Annotated in this window: 22 protein-coding genes; 9 read left to right on the top strand and 13 right to left on the bottom strand. The window is 43.4% G+C overall.

The features are described from left to right. Positions 1-309 precede the first annotated feature (309 nt). Positions 310-2,343: a DUF4157 domain-containing protein gene (locus tag QUB06_RS30740; protein ID WP_333438505.1), complete on the top strand. Its 2,034-nt coding sequence runs from the start codon at positions 310-312 to the stop codon at positions 2,341-2,343. An 82-nt stretch (positions 2,344-2,425) separates the two neighbouring features. Here QUB06_RS30740 and QUB06_RS30735 read toward each other — a convergent pair whose 3' ends face one another. From QUB06_RS30735 to QUB06_RS30720, 4 genes are all read right to left on the bottom strand, one after another. Further along, complete coding sequence (locus tag QUB06_RS30735) at positions 2,426-5,653, bottom strand: hypothetical protein (RefSeq protein WP_333438504.1); 3,228 nt, start codon at positions 5,651-5,653, stop codon at positions 2,426-2,428. Continuing rightward, positions 5,637-7,940, bottom strand: a complete 2,304-nt coding sequence (locus tag QUB06_RS30730) for a hypothetical protein (RefSeq protein ID WP_333438503.1) — start codon at positions 7,938-7,940, stop codon at positions 5,637-5,639. Before QUB06_RS30730 ends, QUB06_RS30735 begins: the two co-directional genes overlap by 17 nt. A gap of 145 nt (positions 7,941-8,085) precedes the next feature. After that, positions 8,086-9,318 (bottom strand): DUF4159 domain-containing protein, encoded by a 1,233-nt coding sequence (locus tag QUB06_RS30725; protein ID WP_333438502.1) that lies wholly within the window; start codon positions 9,316-9,318, stop codon positions 8,086-8,088. 170 nt (positions 9,319-9,488) lie between these two features. Continuing rightward, the gene (locus QUB06_RS30720; protein ID WP_333438501.1) at positions 9,489-10,712 is read right to left on the bottom strand and encodes a pentapeptide repeat-containing protein; all 1,224 of its coding nucleotides are present in this window, start codon (positions 10,710-10,712) and stop codon (positions 9,489-9,491) included. 134 nt (positions 10,713-10,846) lie between these two features. On the opposite strand from QUB06_RS30720, the gene QUB06_RS30715 reads away from it, so the two are divergent. The 3 genes from QUB06_RS30715 (at position 10,847) to QUB06_RS30705 (ending at position 13,305) form a co-directional block, all read left to right on the top strand. Further along, a complete protein-coding gene (locus QUB06_RS30715; protein WP_333438500.1) occupies positions 10,847-12,709 on the top strand; it encodes a tetratricopeptide repeat protein in 1,863 nt (620 codons plus the stop codon). A gap of 72 nt (positions 12,710-12,781) precedes the next feature. After that, positions 12,782-13,174: a phage tail assembly protein gene (locus tag QUB06_RS30710; RefSeq protein ID WP_333438499.1), complete on the top strand. Its 393-nt coding sequence runs from the start codon at positions 12,782-12,784 to the stop codon at positions 13,172-13,174. 26 nt (positions 13,175-13,200) lie between these two features. Next, positions 13,201-13,305, top strand: a complete 105-nt coding sequence (locus QUB06_RS30705; protein WP_333438506.1) for a hypothetical protein — start codon at positions 13,201-13,203, stop codon at positions 13,303-13,305. A 240-nt stretch (positions 13,306-13,545) separates the two neighbouring features. On the opposite strand, the gene QUB06_RS30700 is transcribed toward QUB06_RS30705, so the two are convergent. Beyond that, the gene (locus tag QUB06_RS30700; protein WP_333438498.1) at positions 13,546-13,830 is read right to left on the bottom strand and encodes a transposase; all 285 of its coding nucleotides are present in this window, start codon (positions 13,828-13,830) and stop codon (positions 13,546-13,548) included. 315 nt (positions 13,831-14,145) lie between these two features. Here QUB06_RS30700 and QUB06_RS30695 point away from each other — a divergent pair, with 315 nt between their 5' ends. The 4 genes from QUB06_RS30695 (at position 14,146) to QUB06_RS34820 (ending at position 15,739) form a co-directional block, all read left to right on the top strand. Continuing rightward, positions 14,146-14,736 (top strand): ParA family protein, encoded by a 591-nt coding sequence (locus tag QUB06_RS30695; protein ID WP_333438497.1) that lies wholly within the window; start codon positions 14,146-14,148, stop codon positions 14,734-14,736. Continuing rightward, on the top strand, positions 14,733-14,984 hold the full coding sequence (locus QUB06_RS30690) for a hypothetical protein (RefSeq protein WP_333438496.1): 252 nt from the start codon (positions 14,733-14,735) through the stop codon (positions 14,982-14,984). The genes QUB06_RS30695 and QUB06_RS30690 overlap by 4 nt, the downstream gene beginning before the upstream one ends. Before the next feature lie 141 nt (positions 14,985-15,125). Beyond that, positions 15,126-15,611 (top strand): DNA/RNA non-specific endonuclease, encoded by a 486-nt coding sequence (locus tag QUB06_RS30685; RefSeq protein WP_333438495.1) that lies wholly within the window; start codon positions 15,126-15,128, stop codon positions 15,609-15,611. Next, positions 15,494-15,739 carry a DNA/RNA non-specific endonuclease gene (locus QUB06_RS34820; RefSeq protein WP_445251434.1) on the top strand — a complete coding sequence of 82 codons (246 nt, stop codon included), beginning with the start codon at positions 15,494-15,496 and terminating at the stop codon, positions 15,737-15,739. The genes QUB06_RS30685 and QUB06_RS34820 overlap by 118 nt, the downstream gene beginning before the upstream one ends. Before the next feature lie 191 nt (positions 15,740-15,930). Here the strand turns inward: QUB06_RS34820 and QUB06_RS30680 are convergent, their stop codons facing one another. Both QUB06_RS30680 and QUB06_RS30675 read right to left on the bottom strand, forming a co-directional pair. Continuing rightward, complete coding sequence (locus tag QUB06_RS30680) at positions 15,931-16,167, bottom strand: hypothetical protein (RefSeq protein ID WP_333438494.1); 237 nt, start codon at positions 16,165-16,167, stop codon at positions 15,931-15,933. Positions 16,168-16,610: 443 nt separating this feature from the next. Further along, on the bottom strand, positions 16,611-16,910 hold the full coding sequence (locus tag QUB06_RS30675; RefSeq protein WP_333438493.1) for a hypothetical protein: 300 nt from the start codon (positions 16,908-16,910) through the stop codon (positions 16,611-16,613). 185 nt (positions 16,911-17,095) lie between these two features. On the opposite strand from QUB06_RS30675, the gene QUB06_RS30670 reads away from it, so the two are divergent. Further along, entirely contained in the window at positions 17,096-17,236 is a 141-nt protein-coding gene (locus QUB06_RS30670; RefSeq protein WP_333438492.1) for a hypothetical protein, read from the top strand. A gap of 5 nt (positions 17,237-17,241) precedes the next feature. Here QUB06_RS30670 and QUB06_RS30665 read toward each other — a convergent pair whose 3' ends face one another. From QUB06_RS30665 to QUB06_RS30640, 6 genes are all read right to left on the bottom strand, one after another. Continuing rightward, positions 17,242-17,412, bottom strand: a complete 171-nt coding sequence (locus QUB06_RS30665) for a hypothetical protein (RefSeq protein ID WP_333438491.1) — start codon at positions 17,410-17,412, stop codon at positions 17,242-17,244. 224 nt (positions 17,413-17,636) lie between these two features. After that, the gene (locus tag QUB06_RS30660; protein ID WP_333438490.1) at positions 17,637-17,786 is read right to left on the bottom strand and encodes a hypothetical protein; all 150 of its coding nucleotides are present in this window, start codon (positions 17,784-17,786) and stop codon (positions 17,637-17,639) included. A 252-nt stretch (positions 17,787-18,038) separates the two neighbouring features. Then, positions 18,039-19,817 carry a relaxase/mobilization nuclease domain-containing protein gene (locus QUB06_RS30655; RefSeq protein WP_333438489.1) on the bottom strand — a complete coding sequence of 593 codons (1,779 nt, stop codon included), beginning with the start codon at positions 19,815-19,817 and terminating at the stop codon, positions 18,039-18,041. A 64-nt stretch (positions 19,818-19,881) separates the two neighbouring features. Then, a complete protein-coding gene (locus QUB06_RS30650) occupies positions 19,882-20,283 on the bottom strand; it encodes a plasmid mobilization protein (protein ID WP_333438488.1) in 402 nt (133 codons plus the stop codon). 164 nt (positions 20,284-20,447) lie between these two features. Next, on the bottom strand, positions 20,448-20,573 hold the full coding sequence (locus tag QUB06_RS30645) for a hypothetical protein (protein ID WP_333438487.1): 126 nt from the start codon (positions 20,571-20,573) through the stop codon (positions 20,448-20,450). 123 nt (positions 20,574-20,696) lie between these two features. Continuing rightward, the gene (locus tag QUB06_RS30640; protein ID WP_333438486.1) at positions 20,697-20,840 is read right to left on the bottom strand and encodes a hypothetical protein; all 144 of its coding nucleotides are present in this window, start codon (positions 20,838-20,840) and stop codon (positions 20,697-20,699) included. Between the last annotated feature and the right edge of the window lie 408 nt (positions 20,841-21,248).

Below are 21,248 nucleotides of genomic sequence, written 5' to 3'. Positions count from 1 at the left end.
AATAGATAGTCTAGATGGAAGCTCATAACGGTAAATGTATTAGTAGGTACATTTTACACCATAAACTCAGGAGAGCCTTGATAGTTGATAGTGCGAGCGGGGACGCTCGCACTATCAATCGCTCGCTCGCTCGATTGACAGTACGGCAACCTGGTTTTGATAAGCTTATTGAGAATAATGCAAGTTTTTATTTATAACACTTTTGCTGTCGCGTTCAGTTAAGATTTATTTTATGTTAGCTTCTAGTGGAAGCAGTTATGCCAAACTAAGGTAAATTGCCCAGATTTAGACTAGGAGAAGAGGTGGCGTATGAGCCGGGTATGGGCGCAGAAAAAATCTGGATCGAATTCTTCGATGTCGGTGCAAAAAAGTTCATCCTCGCAGCGACCTTTCACCGCTCCAATATACGATGCGCCAGCGCCAAAGCAAACGCCTTCAGTGCAGGCAAAACGCCGTAACGTTGACTGGAGTAGGGTAACGGTAGAAGCCCAAAGTCCAGCAACAGTGCAGGCGAAGCTTTCAGTCGGCGCACCTGGGGATAAATACGAACAGGAAGCTGACGCGATCGCAAATAAAGTCATGACGATGCCTGCACCGGAAAGCGAGCAGCCAATTCAACGAGAAATAGCAGCAGAGGAAAATAAAGAAGAGGAAGTGCAAGCTAAACCTTTGGCAGCTTCGATCGCCCCACTGGTACAACGAGAAACTGCCCTAGAGGAAAACAAGGAAGAGGAAGTGCAAACTAAATCTCTGGCGGGTAGCATCCAACGCGAAATGGCACCAGAGGAAAACAAAGAAGAGGAAGTGCAAACTAAATCTCTGGCGGGTAGTATCCAACGCGAAATGGCACCAGAGGAAAATCAGGAAGAGGAACCAGTGCAAGCTAAGCCTGCCAACGAGGGAAATTTACAGGTTAGCAACAACATAGAAAATCAGTTGAGTGGAAATAAGGGGGGTGGTAGCCCCTTACCCGACGATGTTCGCGCCTTCATGGAACCCCGGTTTGGGGCTGATTTCAGTCAGGTGCGGGTGCATACGGGCAGCGAAGCGGTGCAGATGAACCAGGATTTGAATGCTCAGGCATTTACGCACAAGCAGGATGTTTACTTTGGTGCGGGAAAAACTCCTGGGAAGGATGCGTTGACAGCCCATGAGTTGACTCACGTAGTGCAACAAACTGGTAAAACATCGCCAGCATCTGCTACCCAGGCATTTGGAATAAGTTCTTTAAACGAACAAAGCAATTTTTCATCTAAATTGCAATTAAAGCACTTAACAATTGAAGAGGCAGTAGACAGATTTATAGATACAGTTAAGCCCACAAATGAATCTCCAAATTCATCAACAACCTTGACAAATTCTGGACAGTTCTACTGGACAAATAAAATAACTGATGGCATTCGTGAAAAGCTAGATATTTTACCATCCTTGCCTCAAAATGTTATGTGGCAAAATCTCATCGCATGGGTCAGGAGCGTTGTCGATGAGTGGCCTCATGGTAGAGCAACCTTTTTGAGTAAAGAGCTCCAAAAACACTTGGCTATAATCCGCACACTTCCGCTTTCCGATCCCGATAACGTTGCTGTTATAGGTCTATTAGACTTCATTGAACCTTTGTTGGAACCCACATCTCAAACAGGGCGAGATATTTACAATAAACTTTGGGGTCAATTGCAACAAACAGATCGAATTCCTAATCTAGACCAATATCTTTCACTACCAACTTTGGGAGCCATTTGGACTTGGGAAAATCAAGCTTGTGGATTTACTGGTAATCAAGTTGCAAATCGCTTCACCAATAAGGGGGGTGCAAAAAAGAACAATCCAGACGCTAAACGTCAAGATTCAACACGAGTATCGACGAGTGGATTTGCCTCCTCTGGAGAACGGGATATGCGGAAGTTATCTAATGATTTTCGTCTTGGTGATACGCTCAAACAAAATGGGGTAGGAGCGAAGGTTCCTCAAATGCAGAAGGCTTTAGACGACGGTTGGATTTTGCACGCACGTGTATTAAGCGGGATTGACTACGGTCATGGTGAACATGCAACAGCATTCGATGAGCAAGAGGCTGAGGGTAAACCGCCGAAGCAACCCCAGCCTATTGGTTCGCCACCTGAAGAGCATTCCATTATGTTAATTGGCTACGATGGTGATAAATTTGTCTTCTGGGATCCAGACTCAGCTAGTAGTAATAACCCTGTCCCTGGTTTTGGCTGCTTAACTGTCTCTGAAAGTATGTTTTCTACCGCTAAAAATAAAGCCGACCTTCCAGTTGACAAAGAAGGAAATCACAATAGTGGTCAGCATAGATACCAAATTATTAACGTGTCTAGCCAATAAGCAAAAACATTTACTTGGCCATCCGATCTGCCAAGAGATTATCTATAATTCCCCAAAGCGTTGCCGATACCCCAGACAAACATCAATCCGCTTTCGGCGGTAATTCAATTGGCGACAGTCTATCTGGACTAGAAGGTGATGGTGCACTGCCTCCGGGTGCAGCACCTCCGGGTGCGCTGCCTCCGGGTGCAGTTTCTTCGGGTGCGCTTCCTCCGGGTGTAGGTGTTTGGGGTTGAGTTAAGCGGCTGAATTCAACGGTGTCGATCGTCACTGATTGGGTTTTTTGTTCGCCAGCTTTATTAGTTACTTTCAGCGCGATCGTGATGCTGCTGGGAGGTTTACTCAGCGTCAAAGTTTTAGCGCCTTCGGGTTTTTGAACATCTCCAAACGGCAACAATTCAACTTTAATATCTTCACCATCTCCTACTTTCCAAGATACAATAATATCGACGGGTTTTCTGTCTTTATTAACTTCATAAACGTATTTAGGCTTTTCGCTAACATCCAGACCGTTGATTTTAAAATAAACAATATTGACGGGAGTAGCTGGCTTGGGCGGCTGGGGCGGTACGGGTTTAATTTTAACAGTTGGCGTGTTTTTAGCAATCTCGGTGTCTCCCTCTGCTTGGTTGGGAATTACGGTCAATTTAAACGTGTAATCACCCGCTTGCTTGGCACCTGTCGGCAGATTTTGGCAAATCAAGTTATTTGTTAAAGTACAAAAGTTTCTTAGTTGTAGCGGCAAGGTATTATTAATAAGATAACGCTGTAAGGGGCTGTTAACCGAACCATCAGGAGCCAAACTTATCAGCCTTAATTCTCGAATTCGGTCGGCATCGCTAATTTTCCAATTGAGTAAAACTTGTTCTTTTTTAGCAGCTTCATACAAGGGTTTAGTCGAGGAAATGTCGGTAATTTTCGGTACGGGTAAGGGTTGAACTGTAATGCTATCTGTTTCTTTAGTATCTGAGGGTTGGTTAGGATTTTGCAGGGAAAATACTTGTAATTTGTAAGTATAACTTCCCGCTGCGGTAGGTGTAAAGCGGATATTTTCACAGGTAACAATATCTAAATATAAGTTATTCGCAGGTTCAGTGCTTGCAGGAGGATTTGGCTGAGCAATCGAAGGACTCGATGGCTGAATTTTACACTGACTCAGCGGCAAAGTATTTTGCATCATTGAACCATCACTTCCTTGTTGAATGATTCTCATTTCTTTGATTTGGCTTGGGTGACTGAGCCGCCAATTTAACAACACGGGTTCTTTATATTCATAATTGGCTTTGTTAGGTAAAATTTTGTCGAGGACTTTGGGAACAGGCGAAGGCTGAAGGGCGATCGTATCGGTTTGTTGAGTATCTGAAGGTTGGGTGGGATTTTGCTTGGAAAATACTTCGAGTTTGAAAGTATAATCTCCTGGTTGAGTAACATTTGTAGCTACGCCTTGGCAAACGAGAAATTCTCGATTGTTGATTTTTTCGATACTGTTAGTCTTCGGTTGCAGTTCTTGAGTTTGCGAGTTTTGAGGATTGCACTCAATGAATGTTTTCTTGACGGGCGAAGCGTTATTATTTTGCTGAGTTAGCACTATGTTTTGGATGCGATCGGGGTTGCTGATTTTCCAATTTAGAAGCACTTGTTCGCTGAGAAGTTCTCTGTAAATTGATTGGCTCGATGAAAATTGAATAACTTTTGGCGTGGCGATCGGTTCAATTATAATCGAATCGGTTTCTTTAGCATCTGAAGGTTTATTTTGACCTAGGGGATAAACTTCGATTTTAAACGTATACTCACCTGCTTTTTTGGTTTCAGTCGGTATATTTTTGCAGTTTAGTCCCTCGCCCACCTGCTGGCAAAATTTCAATAAGTCGTTATAGTTGTAACTGATAATTTTATCATTGCCTGCACGACTTTGGGGAATAATCTTTACCGTCGAGAGTTTACTGTTGCGTTGAAATCTCCAATTTTTAAACTCCCAACTGCGCCAGTTACTCAGGGTTAAATTTAAATTAACCGACTGGGCTGCTATTTCTTGATAAACTTTTGCGACTGGTTCCACTCGGTTGATTTTGGGTAGAATGTAAGCTTTCTGCCAAAATAGAAATGCACCAACTGAAATCAATCCCAATAACAGCAATAACAATAGTAAAATAGGCAGCAAAACTTGCCACCAAGGACGCGGCTCCCAGATTAAAGTTCCTTGAGGTAAGTCCTTGGGAAGTGCTGGAGGTTTGAGAGTTTCGGGGAGAAGAGAAACGGGGTTATTTTCGAGTTGGATGTCAAAATTCAATTCTAATGCTTTTCCCCAGAAAGGACGGCGCCACCACTTGCGGGGTTGTACTTTAAAGGGAATATTGCTGCTATCTTGGGGCGATAGAAGTACGGCAGGAAATTCGGGGGTATAGTTAAAAAGCCGATCGTGATCGCTAGCTGCGATCGCGATTTCGCGAGTAATATTACCTTGGTTGGTTAACTTAACATCAAATACTTTATTCTCCGTCGGGATTCTCAGCGAAAGCGGATGCAGTTGGACATCCAATGTTTCATCGGCAAGAAGTTGCAAATATACCAGATCCAGCAAAACTAAATCTTCTCGGTTTCTGGAGATCAAGCGGACGGTAGGAAAGTAATTTCCAGCGGTAGTAAATTGAGGTGGATGCAAAATTAAAGTAATTTCACCTGCGTTGCCTGGGTTGAGTTGTAACCCATCGGTTTCTTGTACCAAACCTGCCGTTTCGATGCTGCTTTCTGGATAGCGGACGCTATACCAGTCGTGGGTTAATTCAGGACAAATTAAATAAAATCGATCGACTCTTTTAGAACGGTTTCTTACGGTAACTTTGACTTCTAACTTGTCTCCTACTTGGAGGAAATAAGGGTTAGTTGAACTGGTTAACGGTTGCAGGGTAAATCCCGGCTCTGTGTCCCATTCTCCATCGCGATCGGCCGCACGCGAAACCCGTATTTGTTGGGGGCGACGAAATAATTTGTCGGGGTATTGAACCGGAGCTTCGATCAAAATATCATAGTTGTATAAACCGGGGTTTGCTTGGGCTGGCACTTCAAACAATAAAGTGACTTTGCGCTCATCTTTTGGCTCTAATTTTAGCGGATTCTTTTCGCTAAAATTACACCAACGTAGCAAAGGTTCGGTTTTGGCATCCCCCACGGCAATCCAAATAACGATGTCTGCTTTTTTATCGCCTAAATTTTTGACAATTATGTCGCGTTTAGCAGTCGATCCTCGCGTAATTTCATTCGCTTCTACCGAAAAGTCTTCGATAAATAGAGGGTTATTGGCACTTTGCATTGTTATTTTCGTCGCTCCCATTAACACGATATAATCTGACTCGGTTTTTATCATCCCCGGTGGCAATCAACAGGTTATCATCTAATGCTTTAATGTCAACGCTGTTGAGCCTTACACCCTGAAACTCGGCGATGATTTTTCCATCTCGATATTGAGACGATCGCTTGCGGTTTTCCAAGGGCCAAAGTACGACTCGTCCGTCATCTCCTCCACTGGCTAGGTAGCAACCATTTTGGCTTAAGGCAACGGATCTAACGGGTGGGTTGTTGTTACCTTGATGCCACCGATCGAGGATAGCATCGTCGCAGTCTAAGGAAATAATTATATTTCCATAAGCATCTGTTTTTGGCTGGCCGATCTCGCTGTTGTTTGCGAGTGCTGCGGCAGAATTATTAATACATTGGCGGATGCTATCCATGTCCCACAAACTAATATATCCTTGGTTATCAGACGCAGCTAATAAATTTTTACTGTCGGCGATCGCTAAACTATCGATGTATTGATTTTGACCGACTATGGGAGAAAAATTTTTATCTTCTTGCCCATCTTGCCCGACATATTCGAGTTCGTAAATTCGGCGATTGAACCAGTCCCACAAGGATAATTTATTGTACCGTCCCGCGATCGCAACTAGCACATTAGGTTTTTGGCGGCTTTCGCTGATAGCCAACGCATAAATAGTAAAGCGACTGTCGGCAATTTGAGGTTTAATTTGAGGGGCGTCTAGATACCATTTGCGCACAACTCCACTTCCATGCCCGCTGAATAAATAGCGAGAATCTTTGCTAAAAGTTAGAGCAAAAACGCGGTCTGTTCCCTGATAAATCGACCGCGGCTCTTTCTTTGATAATACGTTCCAAAGTTTAATATCGCCACTTTCCAATCCCGAGGCAATAATATAATCTTCTCTGGGACTTTGGTGAATGACGCGCACGGATTTTTCGGTTTTTTCAGCGATAAAACCTTCATACTTAAGACGGCGCGCATCCAGTTGCCAAGGGTTTCGATCGACTTGCCAAAGTCGAATAGTTTGGTCGCTGGAACCGCTAACAACTAAGCCACCATTGCCAATCAAACGTACAGAATGAACGGGACCTTGATGATAATCTTGGGGATTTAAATACCACAACAACCAAACTAGCAACAGCAGTAAAAGCAATCCAAGTAGTTGCAGCCAAAATGGAATAATCGGTAAAATTTGCAGTTCTAAAACTCGGGTGTTGGGATTTGAACGAATTTGTGGGTCGGGTTCTGCTGTATCGGGATTAGTTAAAATCGGCGATACTTCAAATAATAGTCTTTGTTTCAGCCACCACCAAGGTCGTCGCTTTTTCGCCACCAAATATATCGGTTTGCTTTCACCGGGAGCAAGTTCTATTGGAGCAGGTATCTTTAAACCCCATTGCCGTACATCTGATTCGGAAATTTTCAGGTTGATTTCTTGGGATAAATTGCTGTTGTTGGTAAATTCCAATTCGTAAGTGGCAAACTTAAATTGTTTTTTAGCACCTTTTACTTTGAGAACCGGAATTTTTTGCAATTTGTTTTTACAAATAAACTCTACATTTCCTTGCGGCAAAAGTTCTAAAACACCTTCTTCCTTGGGGGTTGTGTAGTTGGTAGTGTCGGATTTGGCCTCGATATCGAAATTATATTTGCCGCTGATATCCCGAGTATTTTCTGTAGGCTGACACCAAAAACTTGTTTGTTGGTACTCTCCCGCATCTATTTGCAATTTTTTTTCGGTTCCTTGAATCATCCATTCGGCATCTAAGCCAGATATTGTGAGTTTTACCTCCGCGGCTTTTTGGCTGTAATTATGGACTCTAACTAGAATTTCTTTTTTTTCCCCTGGCAAAACTTTGAATTCTTTAATCGGCAGCTCTAATCTTAAAGGTTTCCGTGCTTTTTCAACGATTAAGTTAATTTTTTGACTGTTATATATATTGGGATACTCTACCGAAAATACTTTTAAAGTTAGTTCAATAGTTGCATCGTAAACCGGGATCGGCGGTTTAGTGACAATAACGTGAAAAGTGGTGCGAGCGCCTGGTGGTTTTTTGGTGGAAACATTGGGTTCTAGGCTGTACCATTTAACATTGGATTCTGCATCGGCTCCAATTGCTGATAGTTCGATGTAAAAACTGGCAAATTTGCTGCTTTCGTTGACTACAGTTATATCGAATTGATTCTCATTGTTGGCAGTTCGATCGGCCGATTCATTGGCGATATCTGGGATTAATTTGATTTCCCGTTTTGAAACGACAGCTTTAACACTATCTGACACTTTTCGCTCTCCCATGTAATTAATAATTATATCCTGTCTGGTAGCTTCGGTAGTGCAAGTTTTTTTGTACTGTAGGAGCGGTATCGCCCAAAAATATTTTAAACTAACTCTAGTGATAAATAAACCCGCCCGCCTCACTTCATCATTACTGTATCAACTGCGTCATCTGACGCCGGCGCAGGGCAAAATGCAGGAAGTTGATGCCTAACTCTTGAGCAGTGCGGATATCATTTCGATTCAGCAATTCATCATCTAATCCCCAAGCATTGGACAAAGTGCCAGTAACTAAAATAATTCCACCGCCTTGCCAAACTTGTATAAGGGATTGATTAATATTTGGTAGAGCAGCAAATAAAAAAGGTTGCGTTTTTAGAGGATGATCGCGGCTCAATTCTTGCCAAGGTTTCAAATCAATGTTTAGCTCCTTATCTGCTATTTCCTTGATGTCCTTGACTAGGGATTCGTTATTAGTTTGAGACTCAATTAAAATGATACCACCTGTTGTTAAATAAGTCTCGATCGTGGAAATTTCTCGATGGTTTAATTCAACTATTTGCCAATCGGCGAGATAAAGCAGATCGTAAGGTTCCACAGAAGAAGCGACGGATTTTGACGTTTCCAAGCTGGCTTGTTCGATTTCTGTTTCTGCTTGCAAATGCGGGTAAAGTGCGGTTACAGATTGGATTAAAAAAGAGAGATTTTCTCGGTAGAGAATGCTCAAATTTTGCTTTGCAGTATTGTACTCATCATTTGTCTCTTTGTGTTTCAACTGAGCAACTTTTATTACTGCTTGAGGTCGGGATTGGGCTTGAATGCGGGAGCGTAAATCTAACTGATTAAATGAAGGAAATAAAACATCTACTGGATTTTCTAGTTTAACCGTACCGGGTGTCAATTCGATCCGGCACAATTCTATTTCTTCGGCGGTTGGATGAGTGCTTTCATCAAATCGAAAGCATTCTAGCAATACTTCTGTATTTTGTTGTTGTTCGAGCTTTTGAGATTCTTCATATTTAACCACCAAGTAAATTGTGAGATTTCCGGTTACAGGTGCTTCGGTTTTAATTCGATATCTTCGATCGGTGGCTTCGTCAACAACGATAGGATTTCCTTCTACATCGATCGCAATTCCTGGTTGGATTTCCAACCAACGCCCATCGCGAAATTTTGCTGCAACTTCAGGCGGTGGAGCGATTAATCTTACTCCCAATCCGCAAACAATTCCCGGCTGATTGATCGATTGATAGTGAACGTTTTGGCGGCGGCGGTGGTAATTGTGCGCCAACAACCACCGTTCGCTATTCATCATCAAACCGTCATAAATATGAAGGCGTTTAAAAGGATCGATCGGCGGCATTGGAAAAGATTGATGATTCATGTTTGGGCAAAATTCAGAATGAACAAATAGCGAAATATTCTCTGCTCTATTTTACTTTCTTTGCACTCTAGAATTATCTATCTATTCTGTCGCCCGCTTACTCTGCGTACTCCGCGCACTCTGCGGTAAAAAAAATCTAGACATTCTTCCGGTGCAAAAGCAGCAGACAATCAACAGCGGTGTTGACTGCCATCTGGCATAATTGTATCGCATAAATTAGTATCAGCGCTCAAATTAATTCCACTTAAATTTGCTCCTTTTAAATCAGCCTTACTCAGATTAGCACCGCTCAAGTCAGCATCGCTCAAGTCCGCACCGCTTAAGTCGGCATTACTCAAGTTAGCATTTCTGAGATTCACTCCTCTAAGATTGGCTTTTGTCAAGATAGCTTTTTGCAAATTAATTCCATTTAAATCTGCACCCCTTAAATCTGCACCGCTCAAATTCACGTCACTTAAATTGATTCGACTCAGTTTGCTTCCTCTGAGGTTAACTCCCCTAAAATTCACGCCTGTGAGATTAGTACGCCGCAAGTTACTCCTGCCCAAATCAGTATTTCTCAGGCTGACATTCAATAAATTAGCGCTGCTTAAGTTGGCTCCATTCAAATTAATTCCCGTCAAGTCCGCCTCTCTGAAATTGGCAGAAATTAGGTTCGTGTTGCTCAGATTGGCGTCGCGCAAGTTAGCGCTATTGAGGTTAGCTTGACGGAGATTGGCTTGAGTGAGATTGGCTTGATCGAGGTTAGCTTGACTGAGGTTTGCTTTAGCGAGATTGGCATTGCTGAGATTGGCATTTTTCAGGTCGGCAACAAACAAGTCTGCTTGCAATAAGTTGGTATTACTTAAGTTAGCATTTTGTAAGTTAGTGCCGCTGAGGTTGGCACCGATTAAATTGGCATTTTCTAGATTAATTTTACTGAGATTCAAGCCGCTCAAGTTCGCACCTTCTAAATCGGCTTGACGCAGATCGAGAACGTTGGCTGGTTGATTCGCAATTTCCCAGATAATTCGCCACTTGCGATCGATTTCGGTTTCGTCGTTAAGTTTAGTATCTCTCAGATTTGTTCCTCTGAGATCGGCGTTTATTAAATTAGTACCTTTGAGGTTTGCACCGCGCAGGTTAGCATTTCTCAGGTTGGCATTTCTCAGGTAAGCACCGCTTAAGTCGGCATTCCTCAAGTTAGCATTACCCAAGTTGGCGTTTCTCAGGTTGGCTTGGTGCAGGTAGGTGTTTGCCAGGTTGGCGTTGCTGAGGTTGCATCCCGCACAGTTTCTTGTTTCTCGCAGCCGTTGCACCGCTGGGGTATCTTGCGATCGCACTGCTGTCCCCACTCCCAACAAGTACAGCAGGGCGATCGCCGTTAAGGAGCCGATCGAAATTTGGCTTCTCATGATTTTAGCTAGCATAGTAAAACTTATTGTTAAAAATTGTATTACTTTGTTTGTAAAAAATCAACTCTGCTATAAATTAGTTTAAATGTAGTTGAAAAATTTTTCTCAGTTTCTGCATAGGGCTGAAATATTATATGTTTAAAATATCTGCTGAATTGCTGCGATTCATAGCTTTCGCTGTTAAACATCTAATAAATACAGCCCTTGAGGGCCGTAGTTCATACAAGTTTATTTGTGTAGCGGCAACATTAATGCTACCGCTACAGAAACCCAGTATCGGGGCAGAAATTCGCTCGTTAGCGATCGGGGATAATCCAGCTTACTCGATCGATCTACTGCTATCTCAAGCGCGATCGGGCAACTTCGATCTCAAAGATTTTAACTTCTGGGTCGGTCAGTGTCAGGTATTAGAAAACGTACAAAACTATGAGGAGGCACTGGCAGCTTGCGAGCGAGCGATCGCCCTCAGACCAAAGAGCAAAAACCGCCAGATTTGGTTGAGTCGCAGCAATGCCCTCTTGCAGCTAAAACGATACGCCGAAGCGGTAAATTCCTATGATTTTTTACTGCGGTTTGATGCCAAAAACTCTTTAGCTTGGACTCGTCGCGGCGAAGCATTATACCAATTGGGTAAGTATGAGGAAGCGATCGCCTCCCAGGAAAAAGCATTGCGAGTAAATGGCAATTGGGGCAATGCAACACCAGCGCTCGCCTGGTATAATAGAGGTTTAGCGCAAAGAAAGTTAGGGGAAAATGAAACAGCTTTAACATCGTTCGATCGAGCTTTAAGTATTAACCCAGATGATGCGCTCGCCCAGGTAGAACGCTGCGGCACTCTATCAGATTTAGGGAGACAGGAAGCAGCAACTGCGGCTTGCGATCGGGCGATCGATGCGCTACCGGCACCAGCTTTTACCAATCGCGCTATAGCGCAACAAAGAGCGGGAAGAATATTAGATGCGATCGCTTCTTACGAAAAAGCTTTAGCGATTAATCCTAACGATGCTATCGCCTGGACGCAGCAAGGAATTCTTTTTGAAAAGTTGGAGCAGAATGAAAAAGCGTTAACTTCTTATAACAAAGCCATTGGCATCGATCCTAAATCTGCTTTAGCTCAAGTTAACCGCTGCGCGACACTCAATCGCTTAGCAAGCTATAAAGAAGCACTCGCCGCTTGCGAGAGCGCGATGAAGGGCGACGGTAGCTGGGGAGATAAAAATCTCGCTTATGCTTGGAACCAACACAGCAGTGCGTCGATCGGACTGGGACAATACCAAGAGGCACTTTCTTCAGCCGAACGAGCTATTAATATTAGTCCAAATATGGCAGAAGCTTGGAACAACAAAGGGGTCAGTTTGTGGTATTTACAAAAGTATCAAGATGCCCTGGAGGCCCTGCTAAAATCAGTGGAAATTCATCCCAACTACACTCAGGCATGGTTCAATGCTGGTAGAATATTCAGTACGTTAAAACAATATAAATTGGCAACACAAGCTTACGAAAAAGCCTTAGACGGCGAGATAAACTTTCGATATAACTTAACTTGTAACATAATTTTATTTGAAAGAATTAATTTAAAAATATGGCTTTTAAAAGAATACGAAAAAGTTTTAGAATCCGCACAAAACTACTGCGCTGATGTTTTAACAAACAAAAGCGTGGCATCATGGAACTTGAGAGATTACCGAAACGCTCTAAATTCCGCAAACTTCGGCATTGAACTTAACCCTAAATCCTTTGAAGCCTGGTACAATTTAGCTGTAGTCTTGGTAACTTTGAAACAGTACGATCGAGCATTAGTAGCCTACGAAAAAGCTAGCAATATCAGCCCCAACAACTTTTATGTTTTGACTGGTAAAGGTTTAGTGCTAGGAGGATTGGGTCGCGATCGAGAAGCTCTCGAAGCCTTTGAGGCAGCTTTAAACATTAATCCCCATTACAAGCTAGCTCAGCAACAGAGGGATTTGTTATTAGAAAAATTCAAGACACAAATTTGACCGAACTTCAGAGCAAAAATTCAACACCCTCAACCCTAAACTCTCCCCCGACTATCTGTTACGAACCTGCTTATGCCTAATAAAAACCCCCTGCAAACAGAGTTTAAATTTAGCCTTCCTAGAGGCTTAGTAGATGACGGGGGAAAAATTCACTCCCAAGGATTTATGCGCCTTGCTACCGCCAAAGATGAAATTTACGTTCAAAAATACTCTTTAGTTCAGGATAATCCAGCTTATGGATTTTTAGTGATGCTTTCCCTCGTCATTACCAGTTTGGGCGATTTATCTGAAGTCACACCTGAAAAGTTAGAAAATCTTTTTACCTACGATCTTGCTTATTTAAGAGAATTTTATAACCGAATTAACCAACAGGGTATCGCATCTATTCTTGTTAAATGTCCCAGATGCAGTAACGATTTTAATGTGGAGCTCGAACTCTCGGGGGAGTCCAAGGCTACCCCTTAGACCAAGTTTATGAGGAGGTAGCCTGCATCGCATTTCATTTCCACTGGTCTTTAGAAGACATTTTAAATTTAGAACACGCTAATCGTCGGCTTTGGGTAAGGCAAATCGGTTTATTCAACCAAAAGGATTAAAGGGGAGTTTTATATGCGATCGCTTTAATCAATTTCATCAAAAACAACTTGTTTTGTTCCTGCAAACGTCAAAATTATGCCCTGGTGCAATAGCGAAAACAAAAATTTAACTTGTCGGCTTATACCAATTTAATATGAAGCTGCATAGAATAGGGCTTCCAGAATAAAATTGTAAGATGACAACGAACTGATTTGCTCAGGAGTGATTTTTTTAAGAACTTGGTGCAAGCGCTCTCGTAGTTACCCAAGTGTTATAAAAACCTCTCCAAGAAGTTGCTGTTTGATATATTCCCAAACCCGTTCAATTGGATTAAGTTCGGGACTATGTGAGGGCTGACAGACTGGAATTAAATTTTCTGGCCAATCGAGTTCATTAGTGATATGAGCACCCGCTTGATCCATTTGAATTAGAACAATATCTTCACCCAATTGTAGAGAAAGAGCATCCATAAATTGCTGGAAATCTTCTCTCTTAAGATGGGCATATTCTTGGCAAAAATGCCAGCCTCTGCCATTATAAATCATCCCTTAGCTGTGCAACGCCCTTTTATACTCATTTTTCTTAAATTTTGTAGATTGACATTTAGGACAAATCATAGCCGAATATTTTTTAACTGTTCGTTTTTAGCATACCACAACTGTGCAACGCCTGATTTTCGGGAAAATCCACCGCCTCCAATCACCTGCAACCGAGCGCTACGTTGTTATCGTTAATTTGCCGAGCCAACCCGGCTCATAACTGGTAAGAAGCAGCAACTTTTAAACATTCAATCATTCAAATGTCTAGACATTTAGATGATTAAGAGGTAAAGTTGAGTTAATCAACGTATCGGTACACCTATGATCGTGACAATCGCCTCATTCAAGGGCGGAGTCGGGAAGACAACTACAGCACTGCACTTGGCCACTTACCTGCAAACCAAAGCGCCTACGCTCTTGGTAGACGGCGACCTCAACCGCAGTGCTTTGGATTGGGCTGCGCGGGGCTCTCTCCCGTTCAAAGTGGTGGATGAAAAGCAAGGAGTTCGCTTTGCCAGAGATTACGAGCACATCGTGATAGACACGCCGGCTCGACCAGACCCCGACGAACTCAAAACTGTAGCTGAAGGGTGCGACTTGCTGATTTTGCCGAGTTCTCCCGATGCGATGGCGCTCACCGCAATGGTGCAAATGGTGGAAGCTCTGCATTCCCTAAAATCGAATTACCGCATTTTGCTCACGCTCATCCCACCGGCTCCTAGCAAAGTCGGGATTGAGTCTCGGAGGACGATCGAGAAAGCTCAGTTGCCGATATTTAAAGCTGAGGTCAGGCGGCTGGCAGTATTCCAAAAAGCAGCTTTGGCCGGGGTTCCCGTAAGTGCTGTCAAAGATGCCTACGCCAAAGCTGCTTGGGGTTGTTATGCCGCTGTCGGCAAGGAGATACTGCCATGAGCCGCTTTGATGATTTGTTAAAAGCCAAGAAACTCAAGCCTGGCGAACCTGACCTCGAACCCGCACCAGCTCCGGCGTTACCCAAAAGCAAAGACCCAAACTTTGTCAGGGCCACGGTTTACCTGCCCAAACAAATGCACCGCGACCTCAAATCTGCTGCCGCACAGTCAGGTGAAGAAATCAGCGAACTCGTTGAAAAGTCCGTCGCTCAATACCTCCAGCAGCTTAGTGGCAATAAAAACATTTGAACATTTGAACATTTGAACATTTGAACATTTGAATGTTTCTCTTATCTGCGACAGTTATCTCTCCCGTCAATTGCTGCATTCTTGAGACAAGCGTACTGTTGTTGGTAAGCTGGCACTGGACTCGTAAGGGAGCGGTACAGCATGAAGAAAATACGGCTGTTGGGGGCGATTGCTCTAATTTTGGGGATGATGGCTGGCTGCAATCTGACATCAGCCCCGCCATCTTCACGAACGCCTGTTTCTCCTAAACCAAGAGTGCAGACACCCACAGCGCAGAATCCCGTAGCTTCGACCACCAACAACCGCAACTTACTCCTGGGCAATCCCAGCAATGCAGCTCCCAGTGTTGCCAACATCGACAACTACCTGATGGTGAAGCCACAGTTTGTACTCTCCTACAACAGCAAAACAAAGACCGCCAATTGGGTTTCGTGGCAACTGAACCGCTCTTGGATTGGAGCAGCCGATCGCCAAGACAACTTCTGCGCCGACGATGACCTGGCGGATGCTTGGTACAAAGTCCGCCCCGCCCCAACGATTACATTAGAAGCGGTTACAACCGAGGACACATTGCAGCCAGTGCAGATTGCACCCGCAACCAAGCGAATAACCACACTACCTTTTTAACCCTCTTATGTCACTTTCGGGAAAAAATAATCTGGAAGGCTTATAGCATAAGACTTTTACCAAAAATCTTGATTTGGGCCATTCTGTTAGAAAATAAACGCTCAAATGCTCGCTATATCTACAGTTAAAAATTTGGCTCTTATTTTTATTTTCCCAGAGTGACAGAAGAGAGTTAATCAGCAATATGATGCTCCAAGTGCCAGAACTCAACAGAAGTGTGTGAGGTGACTTGCGTAAGTCCTGTTCTAGTTAAAGTCAGAAAAATAGTAAAAAAAACCCCTGCACGCTTATGATGCAGGGGAAAGCGAATTACAGTTCGCTAGTCAGAAGTTGAGTCGGGATGCAAAGACTTTTGGACTAACTCCATAACCGCTAACTGAATCGGTCGGTGCTTTTGCACAGGGCTACGACGGTCGTAACTCGCCCGGAGAATCTGCGGACTATGACCCATGCCATAAGCCAGAGAAGCAATGTCCGAGTCAGAGGCTGCGTTATCCAAAAAATGAGTCGCAAAAATGTCCCGCAACAAGTGAGGAGTCAACCGCTGGCCCGTCAAAGCATGAGCAGCATTACCCCTCTTCTGTCACTATGGGGAAAAAAAAATAAGAGCCAAATTTTTAACTGTAGATATAGCGAGCATTTGAGCGTTTATTTTCTAACAGAATGGCCCAAATCAAGATTTTTGGTAAAAGTCTTATGCTATAAGCCTTCCAGATTATTTTTTCCCGAAAGTGACATAAGAGGGATAAGCTGGTTCAGGGTTTGGAACTGCTACCGCTTCATCACGATAGGGAATTTTTGGGATTGCGGAACTGTGACAGTAACTTCGAGGCTATTGCCATCAACGGCTATCAATGGATTAAAACGACCAGCCAGTTAGATCGGCTAGCAAGCCATTTACCCCAAATTGGCTTGCTAACTGATTTAGCTTAAATCCTTGCTAAGCGAGGCTTTCAGCCGTGTTCGCAAGTTTCTGCACAATTGTTACTCAAACCTCCCTCACTGCAGGGCTTCAGGTTTAGGTTCCTTCGATTTTTTCTCAAAGACTTGGATATTTGGGTCTGATAGCACAAAGCCGTTAGAGGTTGATTCACCCATCTTGCCACCGATAGCAGCCACCCACATGGGATAGTTGGCAGCAGCATCCTCAAGCTTTTTCCATATTTTTGGCTTAACAGTAACGGACACTACCCGACCGTCACAGTCAAGCTCAAAGGTTTTCCAGTTGTCTTTGTTAGTCTCTACGTTATTCGGGAGTTCGTTAATTTTGATGATGAGTTCGAGCTTGCCAATTGTCATAGATAGTTTCGTTGATTTAATGCGTTGCTTTTGTGGTACTTTGTCAGCTTTGTATATTTTCCAGCCTAGGGGTTGAAACCGCTACAGCTTCATCGGGCTATTGCAGTTTCCCCGCCTATCCGTTTATAGAAATGGTAGCTGCCTTATTCCCTATCCATTTACCGGGGAATCAACCAGGAGCGATCATGCTGCCCAACAAGCCGATCGCTCCTGGTTTCTCCGTGGTCAGCAAGGAAAATCCAAGAGCGGCAGACCTAGGAAAACTTTCGGCAATATGCGTTTTTATGCGTTTTTATGAGATCCCCCATCACCTTTTAGCTGCTTAAACTCTTCAAATTGCGTCTCGCCAACTATCGCCACAATATCGACCGATGCAAGAAAGGCCCGCGTCGATTGCCGTCGCAAAATCCTCCTCAATAGCTGAAGCTACGGCGCGAGATGGGTAGCCGATCGCCTCTCGGATTCTCTGGGCTCCGTTGTGGGCGATCGAGCTGTCGCTCAAGCCGCTCGCTCGCTACCCAAGTGCGATGGGAAAGTTGTGGCAATTGATGCCTGTGCTGCTACGAAGTTGTCACAACAACAGGAGCAATGTGAGCAGTCGGCACAGTCGAAGAGCGGGTAAAAATCAAGCGCATTGATACGTAAGATTCCCCATTCATAAGGGTGCATTGTTTTTATTTTTGCACGTAAAAGTCAGGTTTGTGATCACAAAAACATTGCTTGCTACTAATCAAGAACAACTATAAGCAGTCCCAACAGGTCAAGACACGAACAGCACAAAAAGGCAGTAATTTGACCGACAAATTCAGGCATTTGCAGGATATTTACAGGCATTTGCAGGTAAAGTACAGTCCCTGCAAATGCCTGTAATCTCACTGATTTTATACTGCTTTCCATCTGATTTTATACTGCAAATGCCTGACTTTAGGGCGCACAACAATTAGCTATTTTTTAGCCTAATGTCGCAATTAGGAAAATTTTTAGCTAGCGTTTTGCTTGCTTAAACCACAGTCAACAGGACTTACGTAGAGGCTCTATCTGTATGCTCCGCACGGAGCACCTTACGCCACAGATAGTCTAAAAATTCCTCAGTTGCGTAAGTCCTATCAATTTTTAAAGCTGTAAAAGCTAATCCAGTTCGATATCTTGGGTGCGCCGTTTATACTGTTGGTTATTTTGTTTGTGAGTTTGCTGTTCTTGCTCAATTAATTGTATCCAGATATCATTCCAAGTTGACTGTGGATTGGCAATTTCTGCATTCGGTAGCAGCTCGCTTGCATTTCGAGCGAGGTGAGAATCTTCTGCTATTGCTATAATAACGCTATCGAGTTCTTGTAAGAATTGTATAGGCAGTTGTGAAGCTCGTTCAATTCCTAGGTAAAGTGTCGCTGGTGCTGTTGCAGAGTTTTCCTGTTCAATAAGCAAAATTGAAAGGGCTTCGATTGGGTTACAGGCAATCACAGCTCGCTCAATTTCTCCGGTAGTCGCTACCCAGAAAGCAGCTTCAGATGACAGGGGATGGGTTGTAGTAAAGTTGCCTCTTTCATCGAGAACAAAAGCGAAGCTGGCTTCCCCCTCAAGCGTCCGTCCTGTAAAGACAGCTTTTTCTGAGTTGGCATACAACCAAGAATGAGAGTGCAATAAATTAAGCAATTCTAAAGGTAAACTGTACTCGACTGCTAGATGCAATCGGACTTTTTGCCACTGAGTTTCATTCCTTTCAGGCAGGATTGACAGTTGTAACTCTAACTCATTTGCTGTGGCAGGAATTGCAGGTGCGGTTGCTGCTAGCTCAGATTGTGACAACTCTAACTCATTTGCTGTTGCACTCGTTGCAGGTGGGCTTGCTACTAACTCAGATTGTGACAACTCTAATTTATTTGGTGTTGCTGTTGCACTCGTTGCAGGTGCGGTTGTTTCTAGCTCAGATTGTGACAACTCTAGCTCATTTGCTGTTGCACTCGTTGCAGGTGCGGTTGTTTCTAGCTCAGATTGTGACAACTCTAACTCATTTGCTGTTGCAGATAGGGTTGTTTCTAACTCGGATTGTGACGACTCTAGCTCATTTTCCTCTGCCTCACTGGGAGCAATAGCTAAGTGTTGTGGCTGCATTAAAGCCTCAATTAGGGCGTTATCTCGCCCTTTGTCATAGCTAACGCCTCGATGCTTCTGCAATCCAGAAAAAGTGTAGGCTTTACCCAACTGAGTGCCACTCAAAGCGACTTCATCTAAATTGTAAGAAATGCCTTTACTCAAGCCGATTCGAGTTTGTGTCACTTGCACCTCTACACCTTGTTGCTGCAACCGCTCCACAAATTCTGGCATACTTGGGTTGTCTTGAGCGACTTCATCAATTAGGTCTTGCAATTGCACCCTGACGCTCTTGTTTCCCTTGCTTTGTAAGTACCTGTGTTCTCCTGTAGTCTGAGCTCGCTTGTCTGTTTCCCAACTGGGTGTAACAGTTTCCAGGTTGTAGTTCCGTTCGAGTTGGCGAATAGTTTCTTGGCTTTTGTAATAATCCCAGCTATCGTCAACAACACCTCCATCTAGGCAAATGCGACTGGCGACGATGTGAATGTGGTCGTGTTCTGTATCGCTGTGCTTGACAACTGCGTACTGGTTGTTGTCAAATTCCATCGCTTTCATGTAGTTGGCTGCGATTGCCAGCCAGCGCTGGTCATTTTCTTCAGAATCTTCTAGTTTTTCGGTGCTATCGACAGATAAAGTGGCGTGAAAAACTGCTACTTTCAGGTTAGGTCTTAGTTGTCGGGCGATGGCAAATTCAGCAGCGAGTTCTTCAGGAGTTTGTCCGCACATAGTACCGCCAATTAGAGCGGCATCTTTTTTGCCCAGCACGTAGTTCAGACAGCCCCGAAAGCCTGTACCTTTAATTTGTTTGCCGATCATAACCGAAAAGCCGTCAGTTGGTTGAATCGATTGCTCAGGCGGTAAAGCCCAGGCTTGTTAATAATTAGCGTACTGTAGATTTGGCGAGGTTTGCAACTATTGTTTTAATTGCACCCCCGTTTTCTCGAATGAGTTGCTGTACGCTTTCTAAGAGTCCTGTATTGACAACAACTGGTTCTCCCAATGCCACAGCACTATTGCAAGCTTTAGCAATCTGATTGAGGTTGTTTCCTGCAATTCTCAATTGGGCATCAATCTTGCATAACACTTGATAGGCTTTTAAGTCAAATGCAGCTAGAGGGCGCGGCATGGCTCTCCTCAAAGCTGCACGGCGCATGAAGTCGCTCATGCTCAAATTGACTAGCGAGGCTCTAGCTTTAATTTGATTGTAGTCTGAGTCAGTGAGGCGAATGTGAATATGGTTGGATAGCAGCTCTCTAGGTTTGGCTTCGGGTAAAGTTTTCATAGTTTTTAATCAGTAAAAACCTTTTCCCAAGATACAAGTTAATAACTGTAATCGACAAGCGCTAATCAGGTGATTTTATCTCCCCCAATTGGAGAGGGCTGTTTAGACAGTTTATTAAGGTAGAGACTGACTATAATTTTCTTTATTTGTATAGAATAGTGGATTTAGGTGCGATCGCACTTGAATAAGTGATGAGTTTGTTGAATTGCTTTTGAAGCATTTCTCCTATAATTTCTTATAGCTGTATAATATTCAGCTTGAATCGTAGTACAAATAGTTACAGTTGTCATTAAAGCTTAAAAAAGTATTAAACCCGACCTTACGGTTAGGCTTCGGTAAAAGGAGGGTGCATTATTTCTCTTTCTGCACGTAAAAGTCAGGTTTGTGATCACAAAAACATTGCTTGCTATCGCTCATCCCTGCTTTTTTCCTTGGTTTCCCAGCTTGCATAAATTTGAGTTTTTGTGAGTTTTTGTGAGTTTTTGTGAGTTTTTTGCTGCAAATACTGCTTCGACTTCAGCTAATAGTTCAAGCTGAGCTTGCATAGTTTTACTCATGAAAACTCACAAAAACTCAAATTTATGCAAAAAAACTCATGAAAAGCCAGTCTCAAAAAGTTAATTTTGAGGTTTTTTACCGTGACGGTACACTTAATATCAATTTAATAATTTAACAGCAAGCTCTACACTCCCTAATTTAAGTGATTGTAGCAGAGGCAAGCTACTAACTGTAGCATTTATAGCAAGCTGTACTTTCAATAATGAGCAAGCCGAACTAATTGAAAGCTGTTAAGGTTGCCTAAAAGATTGCCGCCAAGTGATAGCTATTCAGCTATTGCATATTAATGTATCGGAACAATGGCGGTAGCGTTTTTCTAGCAAGAGTTGTAGTTCAGTTTGTTTGGTTTTATTGAAGGCAGTGCTACCGCACGGTTGTACTTGATTTCAGAGAGAGTGCGCGAGCCG

Origin of the sequence: Microcoleus sp. D2_18a_D3, assembly GCF_036702455.1 — a bacterium.
Classification (GTDB): domain Bacteria; phylum Cyanobacteriota; class Cyanobacteriia; order Cyanobacteriales; family Microcoleaceae; genus Microcoleus.
The sequence above is the reverse complement of the archived record's forward strand: the minus strand, read 5'-3'. Positions and strand labels throughout refer to the sequence as shown.

Coding starts and splice junctions, on each gene's coding strand:
- QUB06_RS30740 (WP_333438505.1), top strand. CDS start 310: ATGAGCCGGGTATGGGCGCAGAAAAAATCTGGATCGAATTCTTCGATG.
- QUB06_RS30735 (WP_333438504.1), bottom strand. CDS start 5,653: ATGCAAAGTGCCAATAACCCTCTATTTATCGAAGACTTTTCGGTAGAA.
- QUB06_RS30725 (WP_333438502.1), bottom strand. CDS start 9,318: ATGAATCATCAATCTTTTCCAATGCCGCCGATCGATCCTTTTAAACGC.
- QUB06_RS30720 (WP_333438501.1), bottom strand. CDS start 10,712: ATGAGAAGCCAAATTTCGATCGGCTCCTTAACGGCGATCGCCCTGCTG.
- QUB06_RS30715 (WP_333438500.1), top strand. CDS start 10,847: ATGTTTAAAATATCTGCTGAATTGCTGCGATTCATAGCTTTCGCTGTT.
- QUB06_RS30710 (WP_333438499.1), top strand. CDS start 12,782: ATGCCTAATAAAAACCCCCTGCAAACAGAGTTTAAATTTAGCCTTCCT.
- QUB06_RS30700 (WP_333438498.1), bottom strand. CDS start 13,830: ATGATTTATAATGGCAGAGGCTGGCATTTTTGCCAAGAATATGCCCAT.
- QUB06_RS30695 (WP_333438497.1), top strand. CDS start 14,146: ATGATCGTGACAATCGCCTCATTCAAGGGCGGAGTCGGGAAGACAACT.
- QUB06_RS30690 (WP_333438496.1), top strand. CDS start 14,733: ATGAGCCGCTTTGATGATTTGTTAAAAGCCAAGAAACTCAAGCCTGGC.
- QUB06_RS30685 (WP_333438495.1), top strand. CDS start 15,126: ATGAAGAAAATACGGCTGTTGGGGGCGATTGCTCTAATTTTGGGGATG.
- QUB06_RS30675 (WP_333438493.1), bottom strand. CDS start 16,910: ATGACAATTGGCAAGCTCGAACTCATCATCAAAATTAACGAACTCCCG.
- QUB06_RS30670 (WP_333438492.1), top strand. CDS start 17,096: ATGCTGCCCAACAAGCCGATCGCTCCTGGTTTCTCCGTGGTCAGCAAG.
- QUB06_RS30655 (WP_333438489.1), bottom strand. CDS start 19,817: ATGATCGGCAAACAAATTAAAGGTACAGGCTTTCGGGGCTGTCTGAAC.
- QUB06_RS30650 (WP_333438488.1), bottom strand. CDS start 20,283: ATGAAAACTTTACCCGAAGCCAAACCTAGAGAGCTGCTATCCAACCAT.
- QUB06_RS30645 (WP_333438487.1), bottom strand. CDS start 20,573: ATGACAACTGTAACTATTTGTACTACGATTCAAGCTGAATATTATACA.
- QUB06_RS30640 (WP_333438486.1), bottom strand. CDS start 20,840: ATGAGTAAAACTATGCAAGCTCAGCTTGAACTATTAGCTGAAGTCGAA.